Source organism: Selenomonas sp. ND2010, from assembly GCF_000702005.1.
Classification (GTDB): domain Bacteria; phylum Bacillota; class Negativicutes; order Selenomonadales; family Selenomonadaceae; genus Selenomonas_A.
In genome coordinates this window covers 21,897-47,789 of the sequence record NZ_JNKI01000015.1, presented here as the reverse complement: position 1 = coordinate 47,789, position 25,893 = coordinate 21,897, and the positions used below count along the sequence as shown (strand labels likewise).

General features: G+C 48.8%; 25 protein-coding genes and 1 tRNA gene. 2 read left to right on the top strand and 24 right to left on the bottom strand.

The genetic code is table 11. The features are described 5' to 3' along the window. Nucleotides 1-28 precede the first annotated feature (28 nt). The 6 genes from T504_RS0107155 to T504_RS0107130 all read right to left on the bottom strand — a co-directional run bounded on the left by T504_RS0107155 (nt 29) and on the right by T504_RS0107130 (nt 7,903). A tRNA-Pro gene (locus T504_RS0107155) sits at nt 29-105 on the bottom strand. A gap of 46 nt (nt 106-151) precedes the next feature. Next, nucleotides 152-1,729 (bottom strand): glutamine-hydrolyzing GMP synthase, encoded by a 1,578-nt coding sequence (gene guaA, locus T504_RS0107150; protein ID WP_051635251.1) that lies wholly within the window; start codon nt 1,727-1,729, stop codon nt 152-154. 85 nt (nt 1,730-1,814) lie between these two features. Then, complete coding sequence (locus T504_RS0107145) at nt 1,815-2,246, bottom strand: regulatory protein RecX (protein WP_081823400.1); 432 nt, start codon at nt 2,244-2,246, stop codon at nt 1,815-1,817. 87 nt (nt 2,247-2,333) lie between these two features. Continuing rightward, nucleotides 2,334-3,377: a recombinase RecA gene (gene recA / locus T504_RS0107140; protein WP_033170380.1), complete on the bottom strand. Its 1,044-nt coding sequence runs from the start codon at nt 3,375-3,377 to the stop codon at nt 2,334-2,336. 146 nt (nt 3,378-3,523) lie between these two features. Further along, a complete protein-coding gene (locus T504_RS0107135) occupies nt 3,524-6,712 on the bottom strand; it encodes an efflux RND transporter permease subunit (protein ID WP_033170379.1) in 3,189 nt (1,062 codons plus the stop codon). 12 nt (nt 6,713-6,724) lie between these two features. Beyond that, complete coding sequence (locus T504_RS0107130; RefSeq protein WP_033170408.1) at nt 6,725-7,903, bottom strand: efflux RND transporter periplasmic adaptor subunit; 1,179 nt, start codon at nt 7,901-7,903, stop codon at nt 6,725-6,727. Nucleotides 7,904-8,177: 274 nt separating this feature from the next. On the opposite strand from T504_RS0107130, the gene T504_RS0107125 reads away from it, so the two are divergent. Continuing rightward, a complete protein-coding gene (locus T504_RS0107125; RefSeq protein ID WP_033170378.1) occupies nt 8,178-8,615 on the top strand; it encodes a MarR family winged helix-turn-helix transcriptional regulator in 438 nt (145 codons plus the stop codon). A 43-nt stretch (nt 8,616-8,658) separates the two neighbouring features. Here T504_RS0107125 and T504_RS0107120 read toward each other — a convergent pair whose 3' ends face one another. The 17 genes from T504_RS0107120 to larA form a co-directional block, all read right to left on the bottom strand. Further along, on the bottom strand, nt 8,659-9,465 hold the full coding sequence (locus T504_RS0107120) for an MBL fold metallo-hydrolase (RefSeq protein ID WP_033170407.1): 807 nt from the start codon (nt 9,463-9,465) through the stop codon (nt 8,659-8,661). 124 nt (nt 9,466-9,589) lie between these two features. Continuing rightward, entirely contained in the window at nt 9,590-10,306 is a 717-nt protein-coding gene (gene rnc, locus T504_RS0107115; protein ID WP_033170377.1) for a ribonuclease III, read from the bottom strand. A gap of 12 nt (nt 10,307-10,318) precedes the next feature. Then, nucleotides 10,319-11,563 carry a beta-ketoacyl-ACP synthase II gene (gene fabF / locus T504_RS0107110; RefSeq protein ID WP_033170376.1) on the bottom strand — a complete coding sequence of 415 codons (1,245 nt, stop codon included), beginning with the start codon at nt 11,561-11,563 and terminating at the stop codon, nt 10,319-10,321. A gap of 46 nt (nt 11,564-11,609) precedes the next feature. Next, the gene (locus T504_RS0107105) at nt 11,610-12,554 is read right to left on the bottom strand and encodes an NAD(P)H-dependent flavin oxidoreductase (protein ID WP_033170375.1); all 945 of its coding nucleotides are present in this window, start codon (nt 12,552-12,554) and stop codon (nt 11,610-11,612) included. Nucleotides 12,555-12,638: 84 nt separating this feature from the next. Continuing rightward, the gene (locus tag T504_RS0107100; RefSeq protein WP_033170374.1) at nt 12,639-12,869 is read right to left on the bottom strand and encodes an acyl carrier protein; all 231 of its coding nucleotides are present in this window, start codon (nt 12,867-12,869) and stop codon (nt 12,639-12,641) included. Nucleotides 12,870-12,911: 42 nt separating this feature from the next. Further along, nucleotides 12,912-13,655: a 3-oxoacyl-[acyl-carrier-protein] reductase gene (gene fabG, locus T504_RS0107095; RefSeq protein WP_033170373.1), complete on the bottom strand. Its 744-nt coding sequence runs from the start codon at nt 13,653-13,655 to the stop codon at nt 12,912-12,914. A gap of 1 nt (nt 13,656) precedes the next feature. Next, nucleotides 13,657-14,601, bottom strand: a complete 945-nt coding sequence (gene fabD, locus T504_RS0107090; protein WP_033170372.1) for an ACP S-malonyltransferase — start codon at nt 14,599-14,601, stop codon at nt 13,657-13,659. A gap of 16 nt (nt 14,602-14,617) precedes the next feature. After that, the gene (gene fabK, locus T504_RS0107085; RefSeq protein WP_033170371.1) at nt 14,618-15,565 is read right to left on the bottom strand and encodes an enoyl-[acyl-carrier-protein] reductase FabK; all 948 of its coding nucleotides are present in this window, start codon (nt 15,563-15,565) and stop codon (nt 14,618-14,620) included. Nucleotides 15,566-15,587: 22 nt separating this feature from the next. Next, nucleotides 15,588-16,616 carry a phosphate acyltransferase PlsX gene (gene plsX, locus T504_RS0107080; RefSeq protein ID WP_033170370.1) on the bottom strand — a complete coding sequence of 343 codons (1,029 nt, stop codon included), beginning with the start codon at nt 16,614-16,616 and terminating at the stop codon, nt 15,588-15,590. A gap of 15 nt (nt 16,617-16,631) precedes the next feature. Beyond that, on the bottom strand, nt 16,632-17,192 hold the full coding sequence (fapR, locus tag T504_RS0107075) for a transcription factor FapR (RefSeq protein ID WP_033170369.1): 561 nt from the start codon (nt 17,190-17,192) through the stop codon (nt 16,632-16,634). Nucleotides 17,193-17,331: 139 nt separating this feature from the next. Beyond that, complete coding sequence (rpmF, locus tag T504_RS0107070) at nt 17,332-17,511, bottom strand: 50S ribosomal protein L32 (RefSeq protein WP_033170368.1); 180 nt, start codon at nt 17,509-17,511, stop codon at nt 17,332-17,334. 42 nt (nt 17,512-17,553) lie between these two features. After that, nucleotides 17,554-18,057 (bottom strand): YceD family protein, encoded by a 504-nt coding sequence (locus T504_RS0107065; RefSeq protein WP_033170367.1) that lies wholly within the window; start codon nt 18,055-18,057, stop codon nt 17,554-17,556. A gap of 84 nt (nt 18,058-18,141) precedes the next feature. Further along, nucleotides 18,142-18,603 (bottom strand): RpiB/LacA/LacB family sugar-phosphate isomerase, encoded by a 462-nt coding sequence (locus T504_RS0107060; protein WP_033170366.1) that lies wholly within the window; start codon nt 18,601-18,603, stop codon nt 18,142-18,144. A 96-nt stretch (nt 18,604-18,699) separates the two neighbouring features. Beyond that, entirely contained in the window at nt 18,700-19,917 is a 1,218-nt protein-coding gene (larC, locus tag T504_RS0107055; RefSeq protein ID WP_033170365.1) for a nickel pincer cofactor biosynthesis protein LarC, read from the bottom strand. Nucleotides 19,918-19,921: 4 nt separating this feature from the next. Continuing rightward, on the bottom strand, nt 19,922-20,680 hold the full coding sequence (gene larB, locus T504_RS0107050; protein WP_033170364.1) for a nickel pincer cofactor biosynthesis protein LarB: 759 nt from the start codon (nt 20,678-20,680) through the stop codon (nt 19,922-19,924). An 863-nt stretch (nt 20,681-21,543) separates the two neighbouring features. Beyond that, the gene (gene larD / locus T504_RS0107045; protein WP_033170363.1) at nt 21,544-22,284 is read right to left on the bottom strand and encodes a D/L-lactic acid transporter LarD; all 741 of its coding nucleotides are present in this window, start codon (nt 22,282-22,284) and stop codon (nt 21,544-21,546) included. Nucleotides 22,285-22,304: 20 nt separating this feature from the next. Next, nucleotides 22,305-23,576, bottom strand: a complete 1,272-nt coding sequence (gene larA, locus T504_RS0107040) for a nickel-dependent lactate racemase (RefSeq protein WP_033170362.1) — start codon at nt 23,574-23,576, stop codon at nt 22,305-22,307. A gap of 175 nt (nt 23,577-23,751) precedes the next feature. On the opposite strand from larA, the gene T504_RS0107035 reads away from it, so the two are divergent. Further along, the gene (locus tag T504_RS0107035) at nt 23,752-25,227 is read left to right on the top strand and encodes a helix-turn-helix domain-containing protein (protein ID WP_033170361.1); all 1,476 of its coding nucleotides are present in this window, start codon (nt 23,752-23,754) and stop codon (nt 25,225-25,227) included. Nucleotides 25,228-25,295: 68 nt separating this feature from the next. On the opposite strand, the gene T504_RS0107030 is transcribed toward T504_RS0107035, so the two are convergent. Continuing rightward, nucleotides 25,296-25,889, bottom strand: a complete 594-nt coding sequence (locus T504_RS0107030) for an ATPase (protein WP_033170360.1) — start codon at nt 25,887-25,889, stop codon at nt 25,296-25,298. Nucleotides 25,890-25,893 lie beyond the last annotated feature (4 nt).

Genomic DNA, 25,893 nt, shown 5'->3' with positions numbered 1-25,893 from the left:
GGCTGAATCACTTTTTAATATCATATAATGGTCGGAACGACGGGATTTGAACCCACGACCTCTTCCACCCCAAGGAAGCGCGCTACCAAACTGCGCTACGTCCCGAACAAAATATATTATACGGCATTTTGTTTTATTTGTAAAGGGGTTATCATTCAAACTCAATCGTTGCTGGCGGTTTGCCCGTGCAATCGTAGAGAACGCGGTTGACGCCCTTGACCTCGTTGACGATACGCGTCGTGGTCTTCTGCAAGACTTCCCAAGGAAGCTGTGCGCTCTCTGCCGTCATGAAGTCACTCGTCATAACCGCACGAAGGGCAATCGCATAGTCATAGGTACGGCCATCGCCCATGACGCCGACACTGCGCATGTTCGTAAGCGCTGCAAAATACTGGCCAAGGTTCTTGTCAGCTCCAGCTTTTGCCACCTCTTCGCGATAGATGGCATCAGCCTCCTGGACGATCTTGACCTTCTCCTCCGTCACCTCACCGATGATGCGGATGCCAAGTCCCGGGCCTGGGAATGGCTGGCGGTTGACGAGATACTCGGGAATGCCGAGCTCGCGGCCAGCAGCACGGACTTCATCCTTGAATAGCAACCGCAGCGGCTCGACGATTTCCTTGAAATCGACGAAATCTGGCAAACCGCCAACGTTGTGGTGCGATTTGATGACAGCCGATTTGCCCAGACCACTTTCGATGACATCCGGATAAATCGTTCCCTGTACGAGATAGTCGACAGCACCAATTTTTTTTGCCTCTTCCTCGAATACGCGAATGAATTCTTCACCGATAATCTTGCGTTTCTGCTCTGGCTCCGTGACACCAGCCAATTTAGCATAGAAGCGATCTTTCGCATTGACGCGGATAAAATTGACATCATACGAACCATTCGGGCCAAATACCGCCTCGACCTGATCGCCTTCATCCTTGCGCAGCAGACCGTGATCGACGAATACGCAAGTCAGCTGCTTGCCGATAGCCTTCGAGAGGAGAACCGCTGCTACCGAGGAATCCACACCGCCCGACAGGGCACAAAGCGCACGGCCATTGCCGATTTTGGCCTTGAGCTCTTCGACCGTCTTCTTGACGAAGGAATCCATCTTCCATTCGCCAGCACAGCCGCAAACTTCATAGACAAAATTCTTGAGCATCGTCTTGCCTTGTACCGTATGCATGACTTCGGGGTGGAACTGGGTCGCGTAGAGCTTCTTAGCTGCGTTTTCCATAGCCGCCACGGGGCATACCGGTGTCGAAGCCGTTACCACGAAATCTGCCGGTGCCTCTGCAATGTAGTCCGTATGGCTCATCCAGCAAATCGTTTTCTCGTCAACGCCCTGGAAAAGTTTCGAATCCTGCTTCGCAATCGTGACTTCCGTCTTGCCATACTCACTCGTCGGTGCCGTCGCGACCTTGCCGCCCAAAAGATGCGACATGAGCTGCGAACCATAGCAGATGCCCATGACCGGAATGCCCAGTTCGAAAAGTTCCGGGCTGCAGCTGGCCGAATCTTCTTTGTAGACACTGTTCGGACCGCCGGTCAGGATGATGCCCTTCGGTGCCATCTCGCGAATCTTATCCAGACTCAGTGTATGCGGATGAACCTCACAATAGACATGGTTCTCACGGACACGGCGCGCAATCAGCTGGTTGTACTGGCCACCAAAATCCAGAACCAGAATCATTTCATTGGCAGGCTTGCTCAAAATTTGTTCCTCCTCTAAGTACATAGACGTGTAAAGCTTTTTAACGATTATATCATAAGCGACTCTATTTTAAAAGCCTTGGGCGCTTTCCATAGGCCCAAGGCTTTTTTCAATCCGATATGTCTTCTTGGCAGAATCGATCAACGGCAGCCCGAATTGCCGAAGAATCAAACCCCTTGCGATAGAGATTTGCCATCATCTTCTGCCGGTCCGCCGATGGCTTAAACTTTAGCGACAATACCCGCAAGGCCGCTGCGGTTTCACGTTCAAACGTATCCGCAGGGATACAGGATTTCACCAACGACGACTCAAATCCTCGCTGCATCAACTTGACACAAATCTGCCGCACGGAGCTGCGGCTTTCCTCGTAAAGAAACGCAAACTGCCGGGCACAGGCATCCGCATCATTAAGGTAGCGCATTTCCACCAGGCGCGTGATTGCCTGATCGATCTCCTCTGCTTCGTACCCCTTTCGCGTCAACTTTTCGCGCAGTTTATTTTCACTTTGCTCCTGACGGGCTAACAAATCGACCGCTGCCATAAGCGCTGTCTTCTTAGGCTTGCGAGGACGCTTTTTTTCTTCTGCCGCCTCATCGTCGCCGCCCTGTCTATAACGCCACACGATTCCTTACGCCTCAGTTTCCGGTGTTTCGGGCTGCTCCTCCGCCTCTAAAATCTCCTGAGACGCCAACAGTTTCGCGCGAATCTTCGCCTCAATCTCTGCACAGAGCTCTGGCTGCTCCCGCAAAGCCTGTTTCGCATTTTCTTTACCCTGGCCGAGTCGCGTGCCCTCATACGAGAACCAAGCACCACTCTTATCGACAATATCCATCTCAACACCCATATCAATGATGCTGGACATCTTGGAGACACCTTCGCCATACATGATATCGAACTCTGCCATCTTGAACGGCGGGGCAACTTTATTTTTCACGACTTTGATGCGCGTACGGCTTCCCACGACATCCTGCCCCTGCGTGATCTTATCGATTTTGCGTACATCCAGTCGAACCGAAGAATAGAATTTCAGTGCGCGGCCACCGGTTGTAGTCTCCGGATTGCCGAACATAACACCAACCTTCTCACGAATCTGGTTGATGAAGATAGCCACCGTCTGACTTTTGCTGATGATACCCGTTAATTTACGCATTGCCTGGCTCATGAGGCGGGCATGAAGACCTACATGGCTGTCGCCCATCTCTCCTTCAATTTCTGCCTTCGGTACCAGCGCAGCTACTGAGTCGACAACGATAATATCGATGGCACCACTGCGTACCAGTGCATCGACAATGTCCAATGCCTGTTCCCCAGTATCCGGCTGTGAAATCAGCAAATCATCGATATTGACACCAAGTTTTTGCGCATAGACTGGATCCAAGGCATGCTCTGCATCGATGAATGCAGCAATACCGCCTGCCTTCTGAGCTTCAGCAATCATATGCAGCGTGACCGTCGTCTTACCAGACGACTCCGGCCCATATACCTCAATGATACGGCCACGGGGAACACCGCCTACACCCAATGCAACATCCAATGGCAAAATACCTGTGGAAATAACCTCCACATTCATATTTGCCTTCGCATCACCAAGGCGCATGATGGATCCCTTGCCGAAATCTTTCTCAATCTGTTTCAGCGCATTGGCCAATGCTTCCTTTTTATCCGTTGCCATCCGTATATCCGCTCCTTTCACGTTCACGTTTTATCTCTTTAGCTATTATATAAAACAACCGTTCTTTTTGCAAGGACTATTTTCGAACCGATAACGAAAAAACTTCCCCTCTCCAAGGAGAGGGGAAGTAACAATTCCTGGCTGGATTACATGTAATCGGCCGTTGTTTTCTTTTTCTGTTGTTTGAACATTCCCAGCTTTGCTGCGATCCATTCCATAGCGACAAAGAATACCGGAATCAGGAAAATTCCCAAGACCGTCGCAAAGAGCATACCGCCTACAACGGCTACGCCCATACCATTACGCGCTGCCGCACCAGCACCGCTGGCAACAGCCAACGGCAAACAACCAATGATGAAAGCAAACGACGTCATAAGAATTGGACGCAAACGCAAGCCTGCAGCTTCAATCGCTGCCTTTACCGGCTCCATACCACGGTCCACACGAACCTTCGCAAACTCAACGATCAGGATAGCGTTCTTAGCAGCCAGACCGATAATCATGATGATACCGATCTGCATGTAGACGCTATTCTGAAGGCCAGCATTTACATGGCCAAACATTGCCTCCAGCATGGAAAGACCATACTCGGAAACCAATGCGCCCATGATACCAGTCGGTACCGTAAGCAATACCGCAAACGGTACGCTCCAGCTCTCGTAAAGTGCTGCCAAGCAGAGGAACACGAACACCAAGGCCAAACCTAAGACCTGAAGCGTTGAACTCGATGCCTTCGATTCCTCACGGCTCTGACCGGACCACTCGATATTGAAACCATTATCGGTATTCTGCTTAACGATTTCCTGAATCGCTGCCATAGCCTGACCGGAAGAATATCCCTGGCCAGCGTTACCCTGAATCGTGACCGAACGTGCCCCATTGAAACGGGAAATCGACGTCGGTCCCGAGCTGAGTTTCGGTTTCAATAGCGTATCCAGCGGAACCATCGTACCACTGCTGCTCTTGACGAAGATAAACTTCGCAGCATCTGCTTCACTGCGATACTGTGTATCGGCCTGAAGCATTACCTTATACGAACGACCAAACTGGTTAAAGTCATTGACCTGCGTACCACCAAAGTTGACCTGCATCGCAGTGAATACATCCGAAAGCTGTACCCCTAACTGTTTGACGCGTTCGCGGTCAATTTCAAATTCATAACTCGGCGCCGTCATCTTAAACGTCGTACGGACACCTTGAAGTTCCGGCCGTTGATTAGCTGCTGCTACAATCTTGTTCGTGATATCCGAGAGCTCTTTATCCGTATGACCGGACATATCCTGAAGTTCCAGCGACCAACCGCCTACTGAACCAAGGCCTGGCAAAGCCGGCGGATTCATGGCGATGACCGTTGCCTCCGGAGCTACCTTTGCCCCCAGGCCAAACATTTTTCCGACAGCGGCATCAACCGAGGTTCCCGGAGCCGTACGCTGACTCCAGTCTTTCATCCCCAGGACGACCATACCTGCACTTGGCTTAGCGCCGCCAGACAAGATATCAAAGCCTGTGATAGCCATGACGTTCTCTACCCCATCGACATTTTCCATAGCTGCTTTCGCTACCTTGTCAATGGATTTCTGGGTTTGGTTCATCGACGTGCCCTCAGGCAATTGGACTACCGTAAAGAGATAGCCCTGGTCTTCGCTGGGAACGAAGGTCGATGGCATAATCTTGTACACGGCACCAGCGGCAATGCAGACGATGACCATGAATAAAATCGCCAACCGCGTACGGCGGATAAACTTGGCAACGATCCCCATATAACCGCGTTTGGTGCGTTCAAACCAGTTATTGAACTTCACAAAGAATCTTCCCAGCGCACCCTCATCGTCTTTTTCTTCATGACGTTTGAGAATCATCGCACAAAGTGCCGGCGTCAGCGTCAAGGCGACGAAAGCCGACAGAGCCATAGAAACAGCAATCGTTAACGCGAACTGTTTGTACAGCACACCAGTCATGCCACCGAGGAAGGCGACTGGCACAAATACGGCGGCAAGAACGAAAGCGATAGCCACAACCGGCCCCTGGACTTCATCCATTGCCCGCTCCGTTGCATCAATCGGTTCCAAGCCTTCTTCCATATGCTTCTCGACGTTTTCGATTACGACGATAGCATCATCGACAACCAGGCCGATCGCCAACACCATAGCAAACAGTGTCAACGTATTGATAGAGAAATCCAATACGATAAAAGCAGCCAAGGTACCAATGAGGGATACCGGAACGGCCAACAGCGGGATGACTGTCGCCCGCCAATTCTGCAAGAACAAGAAAATAACGAGAACGACCAGTGCCAAAGCCTCGAGGAACGTCTCCAAAACCTCTTTAATCGATGCCTTGATGTAATTCGTCGAGTCGAAAATCTGCGACATCTTGAGGTTTGGCGGCAAGTTCGGCTCTGCCTTTTCCAAAACTTTGCGAACGCCAGCTACTGTCTCCATCGCATTGGCATCACTGGTCAGGTTAATACCGAAACCTACCGAAGGATAGCCGTTGAATTTTGAAACAATCGAACTGGACTTCTCCCCCGTCTCAACGCGGGCAACGTCCTTCAAACGGACAAACTTTCCATTATCCGAACGCAGGATAACATTGCCAAACTCCTCTGGCGTTACCAAACGGCCAGCAATTTTACCAGTATACTGCTTCTCCTGACCGTTGTTGACTGGCATTGCACCAACCGTACCAGCCGGAGCCTGGACATTCTGTTCTTTGATTGCCGACGTGACATCGGCTACCGTGAGGTTGAGCTCTGCGAGCTTATCCGGATTAAGCCATACCCGCATCGCATAGTCCGAACCAAAGATCTGGACGTCGCCGACGCCTGGAACGCGCTTTAACTCATCCAGCAGATAAATATCTGCGTAGTTCTTCATAAAAGCACGATCGTAGGTGCCATCTGGCGAATACAGCGAAAGCATATAAGCCATATCATTGGAAGACTTACGCGTCGTAAGACCAACCGTCTGTACATCCGAAGGCAGGCTGGCGGTTGCCGTTGCCGCATTGTTCTGTACCTTGACGGCATCCATATCACCATCAGTACCTGTCTCAAATACGACTTTCAGGCTATAGCGGCCTGTATCATCCGAATTCGAGGACATATAATCCATGCCCTGCGTACCATTAATCTGTTGCTCGACAATCTGCGCTACCGTCTCATTGACAACCGAGGCATTCGCACCCGTATACGTGGTACTTACCGATACCGTCGGCGGCGAAATCTGTGGATATTGGGCAATCGGCAGCTGGAACGCTGCCAGTACACCAACAATGACAATGATTATGGAAATGACGATAGCAAATATCGGGCGGTGTATAAAGAATTTTGACAAGATGCCGCCCCCTTACTTGTTCGAATCAGAAGTTGCAATCTCATTCGCATCAAATTTGCTATCATCCGTAGTCAAGGAGAAGCCCATATCATCTGGCGTGACCATGGTAACCGCAAGCGTGATGCCCTCCTGCAGGTTCGACAAGCCCTCGACAACGACAACATCGGCCGCCGTCAGACCATCTTTAATAATGTAATAACTGCCGACTTTATCGCCCAGCGTTACCGTGCGCGCTTCCGATTTGCCGTCTTCGCCAACCACCATGACAAAAGATTTGCCCAAAAGCTGCTGTACCGCACGCTGCGGAACGAGAATTGCGTTAGGAACGATCTCTCCCGACAAGCGAATGCGTGCAAACATTCCCGGCAGCAGCAATCCATCTGGATTATCAAAAAGTGCCTTGACCGTCAGCGTGCCAGTGTTGGAGGACAGCGCGCGGTCTGTCTGGACAATCTTTCCCTCAATGGGATACTGGGTACCATCGGAAAGTGTGATGGATACCGTCGGCGACATACCATTGCCATTCTGCGAAGCAGCATAATTCGAGAACTTCAGATAATCGCTCTCGGAAATGCTGAATTGTGCAAACACCGGATTCGAAGAACCAATCGTAACCAAATTGGTACTGCCAGCAGCCGCAAAAGTGCCCACGGCGACATCATCGACGGACAACTGACCACTCATCGGTGCATAAATCACCGTATCGGCAAGATCCTGTTGGGCCTTGCGCAACAGCGCGTCATTGGCAGCTGCCGCAGCGCTATAGGCATTGACATTTGCCTGCTGATTGGCAACCGTCTGCTCAGAAATCGCCTGGGCAGAAAGCAGCTGCTGATAGCGGCCCAAGTCCGTTACGGCATTGCTGAGCGTTGCCTGGGACTGCGACAGATTTGCCTGGGCCTGCAAAACAGCGGATTCGTACTGACGCGAGTCAATCTTGTAGAGGGGCTGCCCCGCCTCTACATATTGGCCGCCTGTCACATACTTGTCGACGACATTGCCCGATACTTTGGACTGGACCTTTACTTCATCTTTCCCCACGATTTGACCGGCAAATTCACTAGTCAGCGGCGTATCCTGCTGAATCACTTGCATGGCCTTTACCTGGGTTCCCTGCTGCTGTTGCTGTTTATTCTGCCCGCAGCCCGCCACGATAAAGCTTGAAGAAATGGCTAGCGAAATGCCAATCATCAATGCCTTCGTCTTCTTGTTTTTCGCAAAAAACAAAGTATTAACCTCCTTTTAGCACAGACAACAAAAGAGACAGTTTCTCCTCCACTGCCTATGAAACATTCCATTCCCATCTCTACAGAAGCATGGCTTCAATGAAATAGTAAATAAATGTTTACTATCGATGAAATATATAGTATATTATATCTAAGAAAAAGTCAAGAAAATGACTTCGTCTAAGCCTCCATTCTCCAAGATTTAATGATTATTTAATTAAAGGGGTAATTTTTCGATTATGGAAACGATATCGACGCCGAATGTATCACAAAAATTCATCGAAACGTTGATGCTCATACATAACAACTTCTATCGACAGACTAAAGTTCCTATTCCGTTGAATCAATTTGGTGTTCTAATGGTCGTATTAACCGAAGAAGCTGTCTCGATTACTGAAATCAGCCACATTCTCAAGATTTCCAAACAGCAGATGACCACCGTTATCGACAAACTCGTAAAAAACAAGCTCGTTCAAAAGCAAGCCGATATCAATGACCGCCGCCGCTTTGTCATAACACTGACTCCGGCGGGAAAACAAATCATCGATGACCAAAACGAAATTGTCCGCAAACGCTTTACCGAACGCATCCAACACCTCACCGCAGCCGAAAAAGCCAAGCTCGGTGATGCAATTTCTAATTTCAATTCACTGGTTGAAAAAATGTTTGCGAACTAAAAGAGCTGCAACAAGAGTTCCTCACTCTTGATGCAGCTCTTTCTTATAAGGGAATTACATCCAAATCATCAGGAACATAGACATTGCCATGATAATATTTTCCAGCCTCAGCCGAATACTCCTGTTTACGGGTATCTAGATGCTTATCCTCCGTATGGTAGAGCACCAGATTTTTAACCCCTAGTTGTTCTGCCAACTCACTGGCTTCTTTTACCGTGCTGTGATTTTTTTCATAGGGCTTGAAAATCTCGCGGTCCTTGTACTGACAAAAGGCCTCTGCGAGCAGCCAGTCTGCCTGCTCCGCATATTTCCGATCATGTTCATTGTACGGCTCATCCCCCAGACAGGTAAACTTCATCCCATCGGAAAAATTCAAGCAATAACCAAACTGCTTCGCCTTCGTCGATAAGATATCAAATGCCGTGAGCTTAAACGTCCCCAGCTCGACACTCTGACCATCCTTCAGTTCATGAATCAAGATATCTGTTCCGACCCGAGCAAAATCTTTTTTCTTCAATGTCATCTTTGTCATGGTCTGTAACATTTCTTTGACGACATCATGGCAATAAATATGAAACGAACCGCTATATTTTCCCTTATTCATGAGATCTGCCACTTTGCGTATGATCCAAATAACCCCGAGGACATGATCCGTATGCCCATGTGTCACAAACATATGATGACACTTCTGATAATCAAATCCAGTAACTTCGAGTTGCCGAAGGATACCGTTGCCACCACCGGCATCGGTCAAAAACAAGCTGCCATCCTCCAGCTCTAAAAAGAAACACGTATTGAAGCATTTTGTCGCCATAGCGAATCCAGTACCAAGGATTGTCAATTTCCGCATAAAACTCCCCCTTCCATTTTCTTCATTATAACGCTGCTGACCCGCTTTTGCCATAGGCAAAACGATCGCGTAACCTTTATTCTTCTCACAAGAAAAAAGGCGCAAGCTTTTGCCTGCGCTTTTTTTATTTCAGCTTGAGTTTTTCTAATGCTTCACGGGCTGCGTGCTGTTCCGCTTCTTTTTTGCTGTGCCCCGTTCCCTGTCCCATTACTCGTCCAGTAATACGGACCTGAAACGTAAAGCTCTTATCATGATCTGGGCCTTCTTCTGCTACCAGTTCATAAACAACACTTTGCCCCTCGTGTTGATAGACTTCCTCTTGAAGGATAGTCTTGTAGTCTTTTAAAATTGCCCCGTGTTTGACAAGTTCAAATTCCGATTCGAGCTGACGCAATACATAGGCCTGAGCTGCTTCCCAGCCCTGATCAAGATATATTGCTCCGATAACGGATTCAAATGCATCCTCAAGATTTGTCTGACGCGTACGCCCGCCACCCATCTCTTCGCCATGACCTAAAAGCAGGTAATCGCCTAGATGAAGCCCCGCAGCCAGCTTAGCCAGCGTTGCTGAGCAAACGATGCTGGCTCTGGTCTTGGTCAACTGACCTTCCGGCATCTGCGGAAAGTGCTGATAAAGATAAGTGCTGGAGGCAAGCTCCAGCACAGCATCTCCTAAAAACTCGAGACGTTCATTATGGACGATGTTTCCTTTGGATTCATTCGCGTAGGATGTATGAGTCAGCGCCTGCTGAAGGAAGTTTAAATTGTGAAACTCCACTCCTAGCCTCTTTGCCAGCTCACGAAGCGATTGTTTGCGCTCTTCCGACAGAATGTTTTCCATCGTCAGCCTCCATTACTCTGCGTACTTTTTCAGCAGCAGGCAGGCATTGTGACCACCAAAACCGAAGTTGTTGGACATAGCTGCACGAACCGTCTTAGCTTTTGCCTTGTTCGGAACGTAGTCAAGATCAAGTCCCTCATCCTGGGTCTCATAGTTCATCGTCGGCGGCAGCATATCATTTTCGATAGCCAATGCCGTAGCGATGCACTCAACACCACCAGCAGCACCGAGCAGATGCCCCGTCATGGATTTAATGGAAGAAACGGAAACGTCTTTTGCAGCTTCGCCCCATACAGACTTAATTGCCATCGTTTCGCCTTCATCATTCATATGCGTGGAAGTACCATGTGCATTGACATAGTCGACCTCCGAAGCCTTCATGCCAGCATCATCCAGGGCTGCCTGCATGCATTTTGCCTGATATTCGCCACCCGGAGCTGGGCTGGTGATATGATATGCATCAGAGTTAGCACCATAGCCAACAACCTCAGCATAGATATGAGCCCCACGAGCTTTTGCGTGTTCAAGGCTCTCGAGAACTACGAGACCAGCGCCCTCGCCCATGACGAAACCGCTGCGGTTCTTGTCAAACGGACGGGAAGCATGTGCCGGATCATCGTTGTGATCCATGCAAAGCGCCTTCATAGCGGCAAAACCAGCAACAGCAGCTTCAGAGATAGCAGCTTCCGTACCACCAGCAATCATGACATCTGCATCACCACGCTGGATAACGCGGAACGCATCACCAATGCAGTTGGACCCCGTAGCACAAGCCGTAACAATGCAGCTGGACGGACCATGCAGTTTGTACGTGATGGAAACCTGGCCAGCAGCCATGTTGGCAATCATCATCGGGATGAAGAACGGGCTGATGCGGCCTGGGCCTTTGGCAAAGAGTTTTTCATACTGGGAATGCATCGTCTCGATACCGCCGATACCAGCGCCAACGAAAGTGCCAATACGATCCAAATCCTCTTTTTCCAGATCGAGTTTTGCATCGTCAATAGCCATGCCAGCAGCTGCAACAGCAAACTGCGTGTAACGGTCCATGCGTTTAGCTTCTTTTTTATCGATGTAAGCAGCTGGATCGAAATCCTTAACTTCACCAGCGATCTGTGCACCGTATTCCGACGCATCAAAGCGGGTAATCTTATCGATACCATTACGGCCTTCCATCAGACCATTCCAGAATTCTTCCTTACCCATACCAATCGGGGTGATTGCGCCCAGACCAGTGATTACTACACGATTACTCAAAACGAATAGCTCCTCTCAATTATTTAGTCGTTTAGAAAACGTCTGCTCAGTTGGCAGCCTCAGCTTCAGCCTTGAGCTGCTCAAAGATTTCGTGAACGGTCATGATTTTATCAATCTTCGGCATATATTCGCCAGTAAATACCAGACCGGTCTCCACATCGCCCTGCTGTGCCCGCGTAAGCGCACGAATAATGCAGAAATTGTGCTTGCATGCCTTGAGGCAGGCATCGCATTTCGTCGGCGGGACAGGTCCCTCCATGACTTTTGCCGAGAACGGCGTGCGGACCGCACGTCCTGGAAGGCCAACAGGACTGTGGATTACCACGATATCCTCTGGTTTTGATTTCAGATAGTATTCCTTGAGTGCAGGAGCCGCATTAGACTCTTCGCAAGCCGCAAAACGGGATCCCATCTGGACGCCTGCAGCGCCCAATTTTATCAAATCAACGATGTCCTGGCCATGCAGTACACCACCAGCCGCAATGACTGGAATATTTACCGCTGCGCTGACATCTGCAATAAGGTCACGTACTGACGTATCCGTACCGAGATGTCCACCAGCTTCCTTGCCCTCGAGGACAATGGCAGCTGCACCAAGACGCTCTGAAATTTTAGCTAATTTAACGGAAGAAACAATCGGAACAATTGGCGTTCCAGATTCTTTACCGAGAGCAAACATATCACGGGAAAAACCAGCACCAGCTACAACAAGATCGATGCCTTCCTCAATCGCCGTATTTACAACGCCGGCGAAATCTGCTGCTGCTACCATGATATTGATGCCGATGATACCAGACGTAAGCGAACGTGCGAGCCGGATTTCATAACGCAGTTCGTCGTGGCTCATACCAGATGCGGCAATGAGGCCGATACCGCCCTCGTTCGCTACAGCTGCCGCCAGACGGGCCGTTGACAAGCGAATCGCCATACCACCCTGCTGGATAGGAACTTTTGCGATCTTATTGCCAATTTTCAGCTCTGGAAGTTTCAATGTTACTCCTCCAATCAATCCTACCTTGAGAAAATCCCGTGAAACAAGCTTCACGGGATTTTCAAACAGGTAAGACGCTCAAACTTATTTGTTCTGGTCTATGTAGGAAACTACGTCCTGAACGCTCTTGATCTTCTCAGCAGCCTCGTCCGGAATCTCAATATTGAATTCCTCCTCGAAAGCCATGATCAGCTCAACGATATCCAGGGAGTCAGCACCTAAATCATCGATGAAGGTAGACTCGAGTGCAACCTCGTCAGCCTCAACACCTAACTGCTCAACAACGATATCTCTAACTTTTTCAAAAGTCGACATGAAGTTTCACCTCCTTAAAATGAAAGTTCCTATATAGTTATATCACATAACCATGCCGCCGTCTACATTGACGATCTGACCCGTGATATAGGATGCATAATCCGATACCAGGAAGAGCACCGCATTGGCGACATCTTCCGGCTGGCCCATACGCTTGAGGGGGATACCTGCCAGCGTGGCCTCTTTCGCTTTATCCGTCATTGCTGCCGTCATATCGGTAGCAATGAATCCCGGCGCAACAACATTGACGTTAATGCCACGAGCAGCCAGCTCCTTAGCGGCCGACTTCGAGAAGCCGATAACGCCTGCCTTCGCTGCGGCATAATTGGCCTGACCGGCATTACCCATGAGCCCGACAACCGATGCCATGTTGACAATGCGTCCGCTGCGCTTCTTCATCATAAGCTTGGAAACAGCCTTCGTGCAGTAGAACACACCCTTAAGGTTGGTATTGATAACTGCCTCGAAATCCTCATCCTTCATGCGCATGAGAAGCCCATCGCGAGTGATGCCCGCATTGTTTACCAGAATATCAATCTGTCCAAAGGACTCTGTGACCTTTTCAATCATCGCATCGACAGCCTCAGCGCTCGAAATGTCAGCCTGAACGAGAATTGCCTCGCCACCGTTCTTTTCGATTTCTGCTTTGACCTCTTCAGCCTTAGCCGTATTGCCGGCATAATTGATTGCTACCTTAGCGCCCTCACTTGCCAGGCGGACTGCAATGGCACGGCCAATGCCACGCGAAGCACCAGTAACTAGTGCGACCTTTCCGTCTAAAAGCATATTAGCGGACCTCCTTGAAATAGTCAAGCGTTTTTTGCAAACTTTCCAGATTTTCTACGTTCATGCTCTTGAGAGCCTTGTCGATCCGGCGGTTGAAGCCACAGAGGGTTTTACCCGGGCCAGCCTCAACAAAGGTCTCTGCCCCGAACTCCTTCATCGTATTGACGCAGGCAATCCATTTTACTGGATGATCTGCCTGAGCTACGAGGTTTGCTTTGATCTCCTCAGCCTTGGTCTCGAGTTCACCCGTGAAGTTCGAAACCACTGGAATCTTGGCATCGCGAATCGTGACCTTGTCAAGCTCGGCAGCGAGTTTCTCAGCTGCCGGTTTCATCAGCGTGGAATGGAACGGCGCCGATACCGGCAGAATTACTGCCTTCTTAGCGCCAGCCTCCTTGAGGGTCTCAACTGCTGCCTCAACACCTGCCGTCGTACCAGCAATAACTGTCTGGCCTGGGCAGTTGAAGTTAACCGCCTGTACTTCACCAGCGGTCTTGGTTGCCTTCTCACAAGCATCGACAATGACTTCATCGGCAAGGCCAATGATAGCTGCCATGCCGCCCTGACCAACCGGTACTGCTTCCTGCATGAACTGACCGCGTTTGTGTACGAGAAGAACAGCATCCTGGAAATCCAGGACACCAGCAGCAACCAGTGCCGAATATTCACCGAGGCTGTGACCGCCCGTTACATCCGGCTGGATGCCATGTTCTTTGAGAATCTCATTAGCGATAACGCTCATCGTAAGAATTGCCGGCTGCGTATTTGCCGTCAGCTGCAAATCTTCTGCCGGCCCTTCAAAGCACATCTCCTTGATGGAATAGCCAAGTGCCTCATCAGCCTGCTGGAACAGTTTCTTTGCTACGTCATACTGCTGGCAGAAATCTTTACCCATGCCAACCGTCTGAGCTCCCTGACCGGGGAATACAAATGCAAGTTTACTCACCGTCAATTACCTCCAATTATTTGCAATCCTGCTGAATCGTGTCGATAACATTTGGCAGACCAGCTACGATTTCTTCAATAATCTGTTTTACCGGTTTAATATCATTGAGCATGCCCGAGATTTCGCCGATCATGACGGAACCATTCTGGACATCACCTTCGTGGGTTGCACGATGCAACGAACCTACGCCAAGCTTCTCGAGTTCTTCGTTGGAAGCACCAGCTGCTTCGAGTTCCTCAAACTTACGCGTGAGCTTGTTCGCAAGTACACGCGCTGGATGACCAAGCTTACGGCCCGTAACCACCGTGGAACGATCCTTCGCCTGTTTAACCATTTTCTTGTAGTCCGGATGGGCAATGCATTCCTCACTCATAACGAAGCGGGACCCCATCTGAACAGCCTGGGCACCAAGCGCAAAGGCTGCTGCTACACCACGGGAATCGGCAATACCACCGGCACCAATGACCGGAACATCCACCGCATCAACGACCTGCGGCAGAAGTGCCATCGTCGTAATCTCACCGATATGACCACCAGACTCCGTGCCCTCAGCAATAACGGCATCAGCACCGCTGCGAACCAAGCGTTTAGCCAATGCTACCGAAGCAACAACCGGAATAACCTTGGTACCGATTTCCTTGAGTGCCGGAACATATTCACCAGGGTTGCCAGCACCAGTCGTAACGACCGGAACTCGCTCATCAATAACGACCTGCATGACTTCTTTTACATACGGGCTCATAAGCATGATATTGACACCAAACGGTTTATCCGTCCAGCCTTTGCATTTCTGAATCTCTGCACGCAGAATATCTGGCGGCATGTGTCCAGCACCGATGATACCAAGACCACCGGCATTAGATACAGCCGAAGCCAATTCTGCCGTACCGATCCAGGCCATACCGCCCTGGAAAATCGGGTACTTTATGTTCAGTAGTTTACAGATTGCATTGTTTTCAAACATTAAAATTAGTCCTCCTCAGGCGTTATTTTTTCTCACCCTCGTCTGCCAGTACCTCTTCTTGAGTCAGTGCATCCCGAATATGTTCCAGGACGTTGCCGTTCACATAATCGTTCGCGACTCCGATTGCACTGCAGATTGACTTAGCATTTGACGAGCCATGGCTGATGATGCATACTCCATTAACTCCCAAAAGTGGTGCACCACCATATTCTGACGCATCCAAACGTTTCCCCAGCTTCTTCAGCGTTGGCATAAGCATAAGCGCGCCTAATTTCGCCAAAACGCCTCCATCTTTGATGGCTTCTTTTATAAGCTTCATGATGGTCTTTGCCAGTCCCTCTGCAAATTTTAGCACAACATTGCCAACAAATCCATCACAAATTACAACATCAAAGTTTCCCTTCGGGATATCACGGCCTTCTGCATTGCCGCCAAAGTTAATCGTATGCATTTCTTTTAACAGGGCATACGTTTCCTTCGCCTGTTCATTTCCCTTAGTCTCTTCTTCTCCGATGTTGAGCAATCCTACCTTCGGATTTTTCGTTCCAAATACGTATTCCGCATAGATTGCCCCCATCATTCCGCTCTGTACCAAATGGATGGGTTTGGAATCAACATTGGCTCCAGAATCCAGTAGAAGCGTTGCTCCTTTCGGCGTCGGAATCGGCGTGGCAATCGTCGGACGTCCAATGCCACGAATTCGTTTCAAAATCAACTGTGCAGCTGTCACTGCTGCACCAGTGCTGCCTGCCGATAAAACAGCATCACACGCGCCATCTTTTACCAGGCGAGTCGCCACGACCAGGGAAGAATCCTTTTTGCTGCGAACTGCCTCAGCAGGATGCTCATCCATCTCAATAACTTCCGTTGTGTGATGAATCGTAATGCCCAAGTTCTCCCAACCATTTTCATGTTTGAGCACCTCCCGGATTTTCGGTTCATCCCCCACTAGTACAATATCACAATGATATTTTTTCGCCGCACGAACGGCGCCGAACACAATCTGCTCCGGTGCAAAATCGCCGCCCATGGCGTCAACTGCAATTTTCAAGAGTCCTTATCCCCCTTACTTCTCTCCCCACGAAACCATGATGAATTTCGCGCGGAAAACTTCCTGGGTTTCATTATGGGTCTTTACCCACACAAAATACTTATTGCCGCGAACTTTTACGATTTCCGCCTTAGCAATCAATTTTTCCCCGACATGAACTGGTACCTTGTATTTTACATTAGCGACACCTGTAACGGCCATCGGTGCATCAATTACAGCTAACGCTAAGGAATTTGCCTGAGAAAACATATAATGCCCTTTGGCAATCTGTGTTTTGGCAAACACCATATCATCGGTTACCCGCAACAGGGAAATACCTGAATGACCGAGTTCCAAATCGATAAGCTCACCGACGACCTCACCGCTTTGAATGGATTTCACTTTATTCTGCGCCTTTTCCGCCATATTCCGTATGCGTCCCCGCAATTCCGGTATGCCGAGCTCCAGGCGGTCCAGCCGAATCGTCTGCACACTGACTTCCAGATATTTTGCCAATTCTTCATCTGTCAAAAAAGGTTTCGTCTTGACCTGTTCCAAGAGCAGCCGTTGACGCTCCTTTTTTTTGACCCGTGCCATCCAAACACCCCCTTGCGTTTTTAGTACCTACTACTACAATCTCATATAATGGTCTATTATAAATGGTATGTCCTAAAAATGCAAGTACCTGAGAAATAAAATAAGCAGGACAACTCCGTCCTGCTTATACAGCTTCTAATTATTCTGCTGCCTTGACAACCTCTTTGCCATCATAATAGCCACATTCCGGGCATACATGATGAGGCATCTTCGGCTCGTGGCACTGCGGGCAAGAAACAAAACCCGGAGCCTCCAATTTCCAGTTAGCACGACGCTGATCGCGGCGAGCTTTGGAAGTTTTACGCTTTGGTACTGCCATGTCGGATACACCTCCTTAAGTCTTTGTGTTCCTATGGGGAACTTAGTCTTTTTTCAATAATTGCTGTAATGCTGCCATGCGCGGATCTATAACCAAACGATCGCAACCGCAATCGCCTTCATTCAGATTATGTCCACACACTGGACAAAGCCCTTTACAGTCGGGCTTGCAGATATTACTGAGCGGCTGGGCCGCAAGCAGGGTATCCCGGATCATATCCTGGATATCCAGCATATCTCCCTCAAACACATTGACTAAGTCTTCTGTTTCCGCTGCTTCCCGACTGTAATCCTCTGAAAAATCATACGACTGATCTTCCCGGCAATCCGTCAGGCACCGACCACAGACAAAAGTTTTTACTACCTTGATTTTTCCCGACACCCGCCAACAAGTGCCTGTATAGACCACCGTCCCCGTGACCTCAATCGGCCCGTCGAACGCATAATCCTCACTTATGGCATCTAGTTCTTCCGCAGTCGTCGTAAAGGAAAAGGGTAGTTCCCTGCCTAAGTCAGTATTTAATTCAGCAATATTAACATTCATCATTCAGCATCAACCTCAATCCATTATAGCGACCGGCCTATCGTTTGTCAAGAAATTCTCCTTGACTGGCCCCTCAGAGCACACGTCTTATTTTACCGGAACACAGTGCTTATCGTTGATTTCTTTAACCTTCTGAACACGGCGAACATATTTCTCCGCCGTTAATGGATCCGTATGCATCCAGGTCTTTACCGTCTCCATGGCAATCGCACCGCCGATGATTTTGCCGCCCAAGCACAAGACATTGCTGTCATTGTGTTGACGAGCAAGCTGTGCGCAGAACGGGTCCTGGCAAACTACCGCGTAGATGCCATTTAATTTATTGGCAATCATCGCACTGCCATAACCAACGCCATCGACAAAAATGCCCCGGTCGCATTCTCCTTTCGCCACCGCCATAGCTGCCGGATATACGAAATCAGACAAATCACAGGATTCCTCATCATAGGCACCAAAGTCTTTGACCTCATGTCCTTCGCTTTCCAAATATGCTTTGATTTCTTCTTTGAGTTTTGTTCCTGCGTGGTCATTTGCCATTGCAATCTTCATAAATAAAACCTCCCAATACGATCAAACTATTGCTACCTTGATTGTATCGGGAGGCAAATGCTTTGTCAACTAAGTCAGCCGGCCGACCGATTCCCTTCAATCTCCCAACCGTTCATTGACCATCTTGAGTGCTTCCTGTTGAATAACTTTAAGCGGTACTCCAGTTTCTTCCGCCAACTTTCGGCAATCCTCATATTCCGCCGAAACATGCGTCAGTTTTCCCTTCCAGGCACTGACTTTACAATTTACGACCCCATAGCGGGTATCTACCTTGGCCAAATGACGGGAAGACTCCTTGCGCGCATCCACAGCCATTATCCGCAAGCCAATGCTGGTGGTTTCCTGGAATACAACATCCACACAATTCTCCTGACACTGTTCATCGACTAGAACCGATAACTTTTGAGCCGGGCGGTTTTTCTTCATATATATATTGGTAGTCCAAACATCCAATGCTCCGGCCGCTAACAAGCGATCATAAAGATAGCCATAGATCTGCGGATTCATGTCATCGATATTCGCTTCAATAATTGACAGCTTGCTGCTGCCACTTCCCAGATATTCTCCCAGATATACCCGCAATACATTGGGAATGGCAAGTTCATGACTCCCTGCTCCATAGCCAATGCACTCTGCGGTAAATCCCTGAGGCAAGTCCGCGCTATACGTCCCCAGCGCTGCTACAATTCCAGCTCCCGTCGGCGTTACCAGCTCTTTGGTTTCTGTACCACGTTCGGTTCTCCACCCCATCAAAAGTTCTGCGACTGCTGGTGCCGGGACGGGCATACGTCCATGCGCACATTCCACAAAGCCGCTGCCCGTGGTAAGTGTAGATACAAAAACTCTTTCAATCTCTAAATAATCCAAGCATATTGCCGCACCGACAATATCGACAATGGAGTCTACCGCCCCCACTTCATGAAACGACACTTCTTCTGCCGGTTTTCCATGTACTTTGCCTTCGGCTTTGGCAATTTCCATAAAGATTGCTAAAGCTTGCTGCTTAACCGGGGTCCGCAAAGGCGATTGCTCTAGTATGGCGCGTATATCACGCATGGTCCGATGGACATGTGCGTGATGATGATCCTCATGATGATGATGATTTCCATGGTTTTGACCTAGTTTCACATCGACATACACCGCATGAATCCCATTTCTTAGCGTGTCAGTAATCTCTACCGAAAATTCCTCATGCATGGAGAGCTTGGCCAATTCCTTTTCCAAAAAAGCCGTTGGAACTCCAGCCTGTATCATCGCCCCCAGAAACATATTGCCACTAATTCCGGCAAAACAATCCAAATATATCGCTCGCATTTTTTCACCTCAATTTATTTATTTTATTCGCTAGTGCTCCCGCACCAAACCCATTGTCGATATTTACCACAGAAACCCCCATCGCACAGCTGTTTAGCATCGATAGCAAAGCCGCTACCCCATGGAAAGAGGCCCCATAGCCAACACTCGTCGGAACCGCTATTACCGGCTTATCCGTAAGCCCACCTACCACGCTTGCCAGTGCCCCTTCCATGCCAGCAATTACGATTATGACATTGGCCTCTTTGATCTCGGGTAAATGAGCAAACAAGCGATGAATCCCCGCCACACCACAATCATAACAAGTCTCTACCTGATTGCCAAATAAATAAGCCGTTAGACGGGCCTCCTCCGCTACGGGAATATCACTGGTTCCAGCGGTAATGACTAATATCTTATGTTTGTCGTCACGATTCAGCCGCTGATCGCGATCCAAATAAATGAGGCGTGCCATTTCATCGTATACGGCTTCTGGCACTTTTTCCAGCACTTTGGCATAATGCTCTTCTGTCGCACGTGTTGCCAAAAGATTTCCCTCACTGTGGTTATAAAGCGAATAAAAAATATCGCGCACTTGCTCTGGCGTTTTTCCCGCAGCGTAAATTACCTCGGGCATTCCCTGGCGTAATTCACGATGGTAGTCAACTTCCGCAAAACGCATATCCTCAAACGGCTTATCTATGATTTTTTTTACGGCCTCTGCCTCAGACAATTCTCCTGATTTATAGGACTGCAATAAATCAACGATATCGTCATGTGTCATTCATACCCCTCATTTCGCACCAATCTCGCATTACATAAATTCGCGTTAAACCAGAAAACTCCTCTATAACTAAAACAAGCTTCCTTCCCATGCATTATTTCTCCCGAAGTGCAACGCACCAACTGCTTATACATCCAGTTCCCCTTTATCTGAACACTAACTATACAAAAAGAGGCTGTAAAATTACAGTTTATCGGTTAGTGGAACCTTATTCGAAGCAGCTCTTCGCCACCGCTAGGGGCAGTGCCAACACTACGCGGGAGATGTTTTCCTAAACGAAATTTTTATCTTAAATTAAGCATCGAAAAAGTTGCAAAACGCGCTTCGCTTGAACGGTAGCAATTTTTCGACGAACGGTGAGGATAAAAATTTCGTTCTTCACGGAAAACATCAAACGCTTCGTTTATGGCACTGCCCCTAGCGGCGGCTGAGTCTGTGACGATTTTCTCAGGGCTCCTCCCTCCGAGGGCGCAGCAATTCGTGCCGGCTTTAACCTAGGCGGCGGGGGCCCAGTACCATAAGCGTAGCCTTGACGTTCCGCGTGAAGCAAGAAATTTTTGCCTGCGTTCTCGTTGGAAAAGCAGTTTCGTCCAAGCGAAGCGCGTTTAACTGTTTTCCAACTCTTAATTAAAAGGCAAAAATTTCTTGTAGCGGGTTGTCACCGGTGGAGCGTTGGTACTGGGGCCCCCGCCGCCGGCGACTTACCTCGAACACGAACTGGGTACTACTCCTCTGCAAACTGTAATTGGTAAAAAATGCGTGAATAAATTCATAGAAGCCTCCATAAGGTAGATGAATCAATCTTATGGAGGCTTCTATGTTTTATGTCATTATAAAGGGATATTTCACCATCCCCACCATAGTCAAATATTGAAGAACCCACGCATAAAAATCGCAGCAGCAGCGGCACCAAAGAACGGCGCAATTCCCGGTACCAGAATGCCATACTGCCAATCATTGTCTGCCTTATTTTCAATCGGCAAAACGGCATGTGCCAAACGCGGCCCCATATCACGGGCAAGATTCATCGCAAATCCCGTAGTACCGCCCATGCCCATGCCGATAGCCCAGACTAAAAGTCCAATAGCAATCGGTGCCAGCATAGCAATCGGTGCCAGCATAGCAGCCGGTCCTTTGCAAGCATTGAGGATTCCCAGGATACCGGCAATGAATACGAACGTAGCAAAAAACTCGCAGAAGAAATTACGCGGCAAATTCCGAATCCCTGGCGTCGTTGAAAAAATATTACGAATGCGCACCGGATCGATTTTCCCCACAGATGCCTTGAAATGATCGGCATAACAAAACCACATGATGACGGCACCAAAGAATCCGCCAGCAAGCTCAGCCAACGAAATCGGCACAACCTTTGCCCAGGAAATATTCCCTAGTACCGCTTGTGCTACTACCATAGCAGGGTTGATACAAACATCGCCAAACAAGTAAAGCGATACTGTAATGCCAAAAGACCAGGTCGTAATGGCAAAAATATGTCCGGTTCCATTATATTTCGTATTTACCAGCGTATCATCGCAATGTACGCCAATACCAAAGATAATCATAAGGGCCGTGCCCATGAATTCTGCTAATAATTGATGTTCCATGTATTTTCTCCTATCTCTTGTCAACCGACGATAACGGCCAAGCCATCAGGAATTACCGCTACCTTCGCATCCTTTCCTTCATACTCATACGCTTTCGCTAACGCTTCGTCAAAATTCTTGGCAAGTTCCATATGCATATCGGTAATCAGCTTAGGGTCTACCAAGTCTGATACCATAATCACGCGATGATGGGAAAGAATACGTGCGAGAATCTGGGAAGTCCACTGATCGGGAATAGTCTCCAACCGCGGCGTATTGACTGCCTTTTCCAAGAATTCCTGTGGCGTCTTGGCATCCGCCAGATTGTGGTAGAATCCCTCGCCGCCATGCCCATCTGCACAACCAGCGACCATTATAATTGTACCGCCTTCTTTATTCGCAGCTTCAGCTGCCGTCATCCCTTTAACGGCCTGGTAAATATTCTGGTCCAGTGGATAACCACCATTCGTCGATACCGTTATATCGGCCTGCACCTGCGGAACATGGGCCAGATCTGCCACGAATCTGCAGCCCTTCTCATGAGCGCGTTCAAGCTCACCAGCAAACGAACCAATAATTTCTTTCTCTTCATTCAATACCACATTGAGGATGAACGTTAACCCAGCCGTTCGAGCCGCATAGACCATATCGCGATGAATCGGATTATCCAGCAAGTTGCCCGTGCGAGCATGATGCGAATTAATGAATTCCCCACAATGATTAGCCATAATTGTCTTATAGGAGGCCACCCCAGGCAAAACAGATTTACGTCCGCCCGAAAATCCTGCAAAGAAGTGCGATTCGATAAAGCCTTCGGCAATCAAAAGGTCTGCATCTACCGCCGTGCGATTCACAATACATGCACCACCGCTGGGCAGTGTACCAATCCGAACCATCGAAGAATCATCGGTTGAGACATGCATGACAATATTCTCATTTTTTACAATCTCTTCGCCATACTTCGCCACCAGCTCTTCGTGCGTAGATGGGCGATGGAATCCCGTAGCTACCAAGATGCGGATATTTGCCTCTGGCTCCACCGAACGGATGCGGCGTAAAAGGATAGGCATCGTGATCCGTGAAGGAACCGGACGCGTATGGTCGGAACTGATAATGGTGATGTTTTTCTTTCCCTTAACCAATTCCTCCAGACGCGGCGAGCCAATGGGATTGTCCAGCGACTCTTCCACCAGCTCTTCCTGTCCCTTATCCGCCTTATAATCTGCTGCTTTAGACTCTAGCACTGCCAGCAAATTCTCATCTGCTACTTCAGCATCCATTGTCCCTTTGTCATACGGCAAGGAAATTCTCATGTTAAAAACCTCTCTTTCCAAATCCTCGTATTTCAAGTACAATAAACCATAACACACGGGTCCTGATTCAGGACGCATTTAGCGTAACACAAATATCATCAATCGAAGCATCAATACTTACCGCCATTTACGGCAAAAAATGCGAAAATCCCTATCGTAGAAAGAAGGTTCCCCATTGCTTCCCATTTTAGACAAACCACTCCAAAAAGAATATGCGCTGCTAAGTCTGCTCGATTCTGCCGACCGCTACTTTTCCTGTCAGGAATTAGCCCAAACTCTACAGCTATCGGAACGAACCATCCACAAATACCTGCAGAATCTCACCACCCATCTAAAAAGTTGCAGCAAGGGCGAAATTACGATTGAACGCAGTACGGCACTGGGAATCCGTCTGCATCGCAGCCCCTGGCTAAATATTCATACCGTCTATGCACAATTTGCTAAAGAGTCACTAACCTACTCATTCTTTCACACGATTTTCCTCGAGACGGTAGATACTACGACCTCCTTTTGCCTAACGAATTATCTAAGTCCCGCATCCCTTTACCGATCCCTTGCCCCTATGCGCGAGGCCATAACGGCATTCTCTTTGAATTTAGACGCCGCCAATATGCGGCTTAACGGGGAAGAAATGCAACTTCGTTATTTTTTCAATAACTTCTATTTGCAAATATATCGCGGCTACGGCTGGCCTTTCCCCGCCATTCCACGCCAACGCATCATGAATACCATCGAGGACATTCTAAATGCGCTAGATTTCCCCATGACGATCAGTGAACGCAAACATTTTTCGTACTGGCTTGCAGTAATCGCACAGCGCATGAGCCTGCGTCACTATCTGACCACACCGCTGCCTGCCGAACTCGGACTTGACAACGAAGCGTATGCCGCCTGCCTGCCAGCGATCCAGCGGTTCTTCCAGCGCTCTCATCTGCCAGTGATTGAAGCCGAATGTCAATTTGTATTTTATCTGCTCTATGCTTTCCCCTTTGGCATGTCCGTGCAGCAGCGTCTCTTTGCCGCCGCCCGCGATTCCCGTGGCTTTGACTGTCTGCCTCTGACTGCGACCGACCATTTCATGGCTGTCTTCGCCCGCTATTTTTCCGACTGGATCGGCATGGGGGCCCCCAGCTTTCGTCAAAAGCTTCACCGGCTCCACTTTCACGGCGCTCTTTTAAGCGGCAGCTCCGACCTATTAGAGCGATATCCGTTCCTAAAAACCTACCAAACCACCTACCCAGCCTTTGCTTCCCGTATGAAAAAATTATACGAAGCGTTAGCTCCTCACCCCTGTGGACGTTGTTTCACCGACGTCCGCTATCTGCTCCCTCATTATATTCTGCTTTGCAGTCAGTATTTCGATCTCGCCGCCAGCGAACCTCTTTTGACGTTATCACTACTCACCGATTATGGTCCCATTTATGAGGAAAAAATAAAGCAGGAGATTATATCGCGCTTTCGCGACGAATTCCATCTAAAATTCGTTACGCCTCCTGCTCATTACGATCTATTGATTACCAACTTGCCCGCTCCCATCAAGACTCCGGGGCATCTCACACTTTCCATTCATACTGCCTTTAATCAACGTGAATGGAATCTGCTCGAACAGCTTTTAAAAAAGCTGCAGGCGAATTTATTTTCTTCCCATTAACCCATAGCGAAATCGAAAAAAGGCAGCCTCGCCCTACTGGCGAAGCTGCCTTTTTTCGATTTCGCTATTTATTTATCTGCGGTCTTATTCGACTCGGCTTCTTTATCGCGGCCAACGGCAGCGGCCTGCTGCGCCTGACGAACGGCCTGTTGGTTCATCTGCGCCTTTGCCTGCTTTAACACATTAAGTGCCTGCTGCAATCCCTGCTCAGCCTGCTGTACTCCCTGGAACGTCCCAGTCACATGCGAAATCAACTGATCAAACACCTGATTTGCGTATGCATCGGCATCACTCTGCAGTTGCATGGCATTCTTCTGCGTGCGCTCCATAATCTCTTTTTCCTGCTGCTGCGTCTGCTGCAGAATCGTCTTGGCTTTCTCTTTTGCCTGCAGAACAATTTCATTCTCATCGGTTACCCGATTCGCATATTCTTTGGCTTCCTTTTTGATTTGCTCCGCTTCTTTTTCCGCATTGCGGATAATCTCATCCCGATTCTTCATGATTTCATCGGCACGATTGAGTTCCTTGGGAAGATCGTTGCGGAGCTCGTCGACGTAATGAATCAGTTCATTATCATTAATCAGCGTTTTTTCCGTAAAAGGAAAATGCGAAGCTCCCACTACCATATTTTCTAATTTATCTAAGGTATCGCGTACTGACATATTC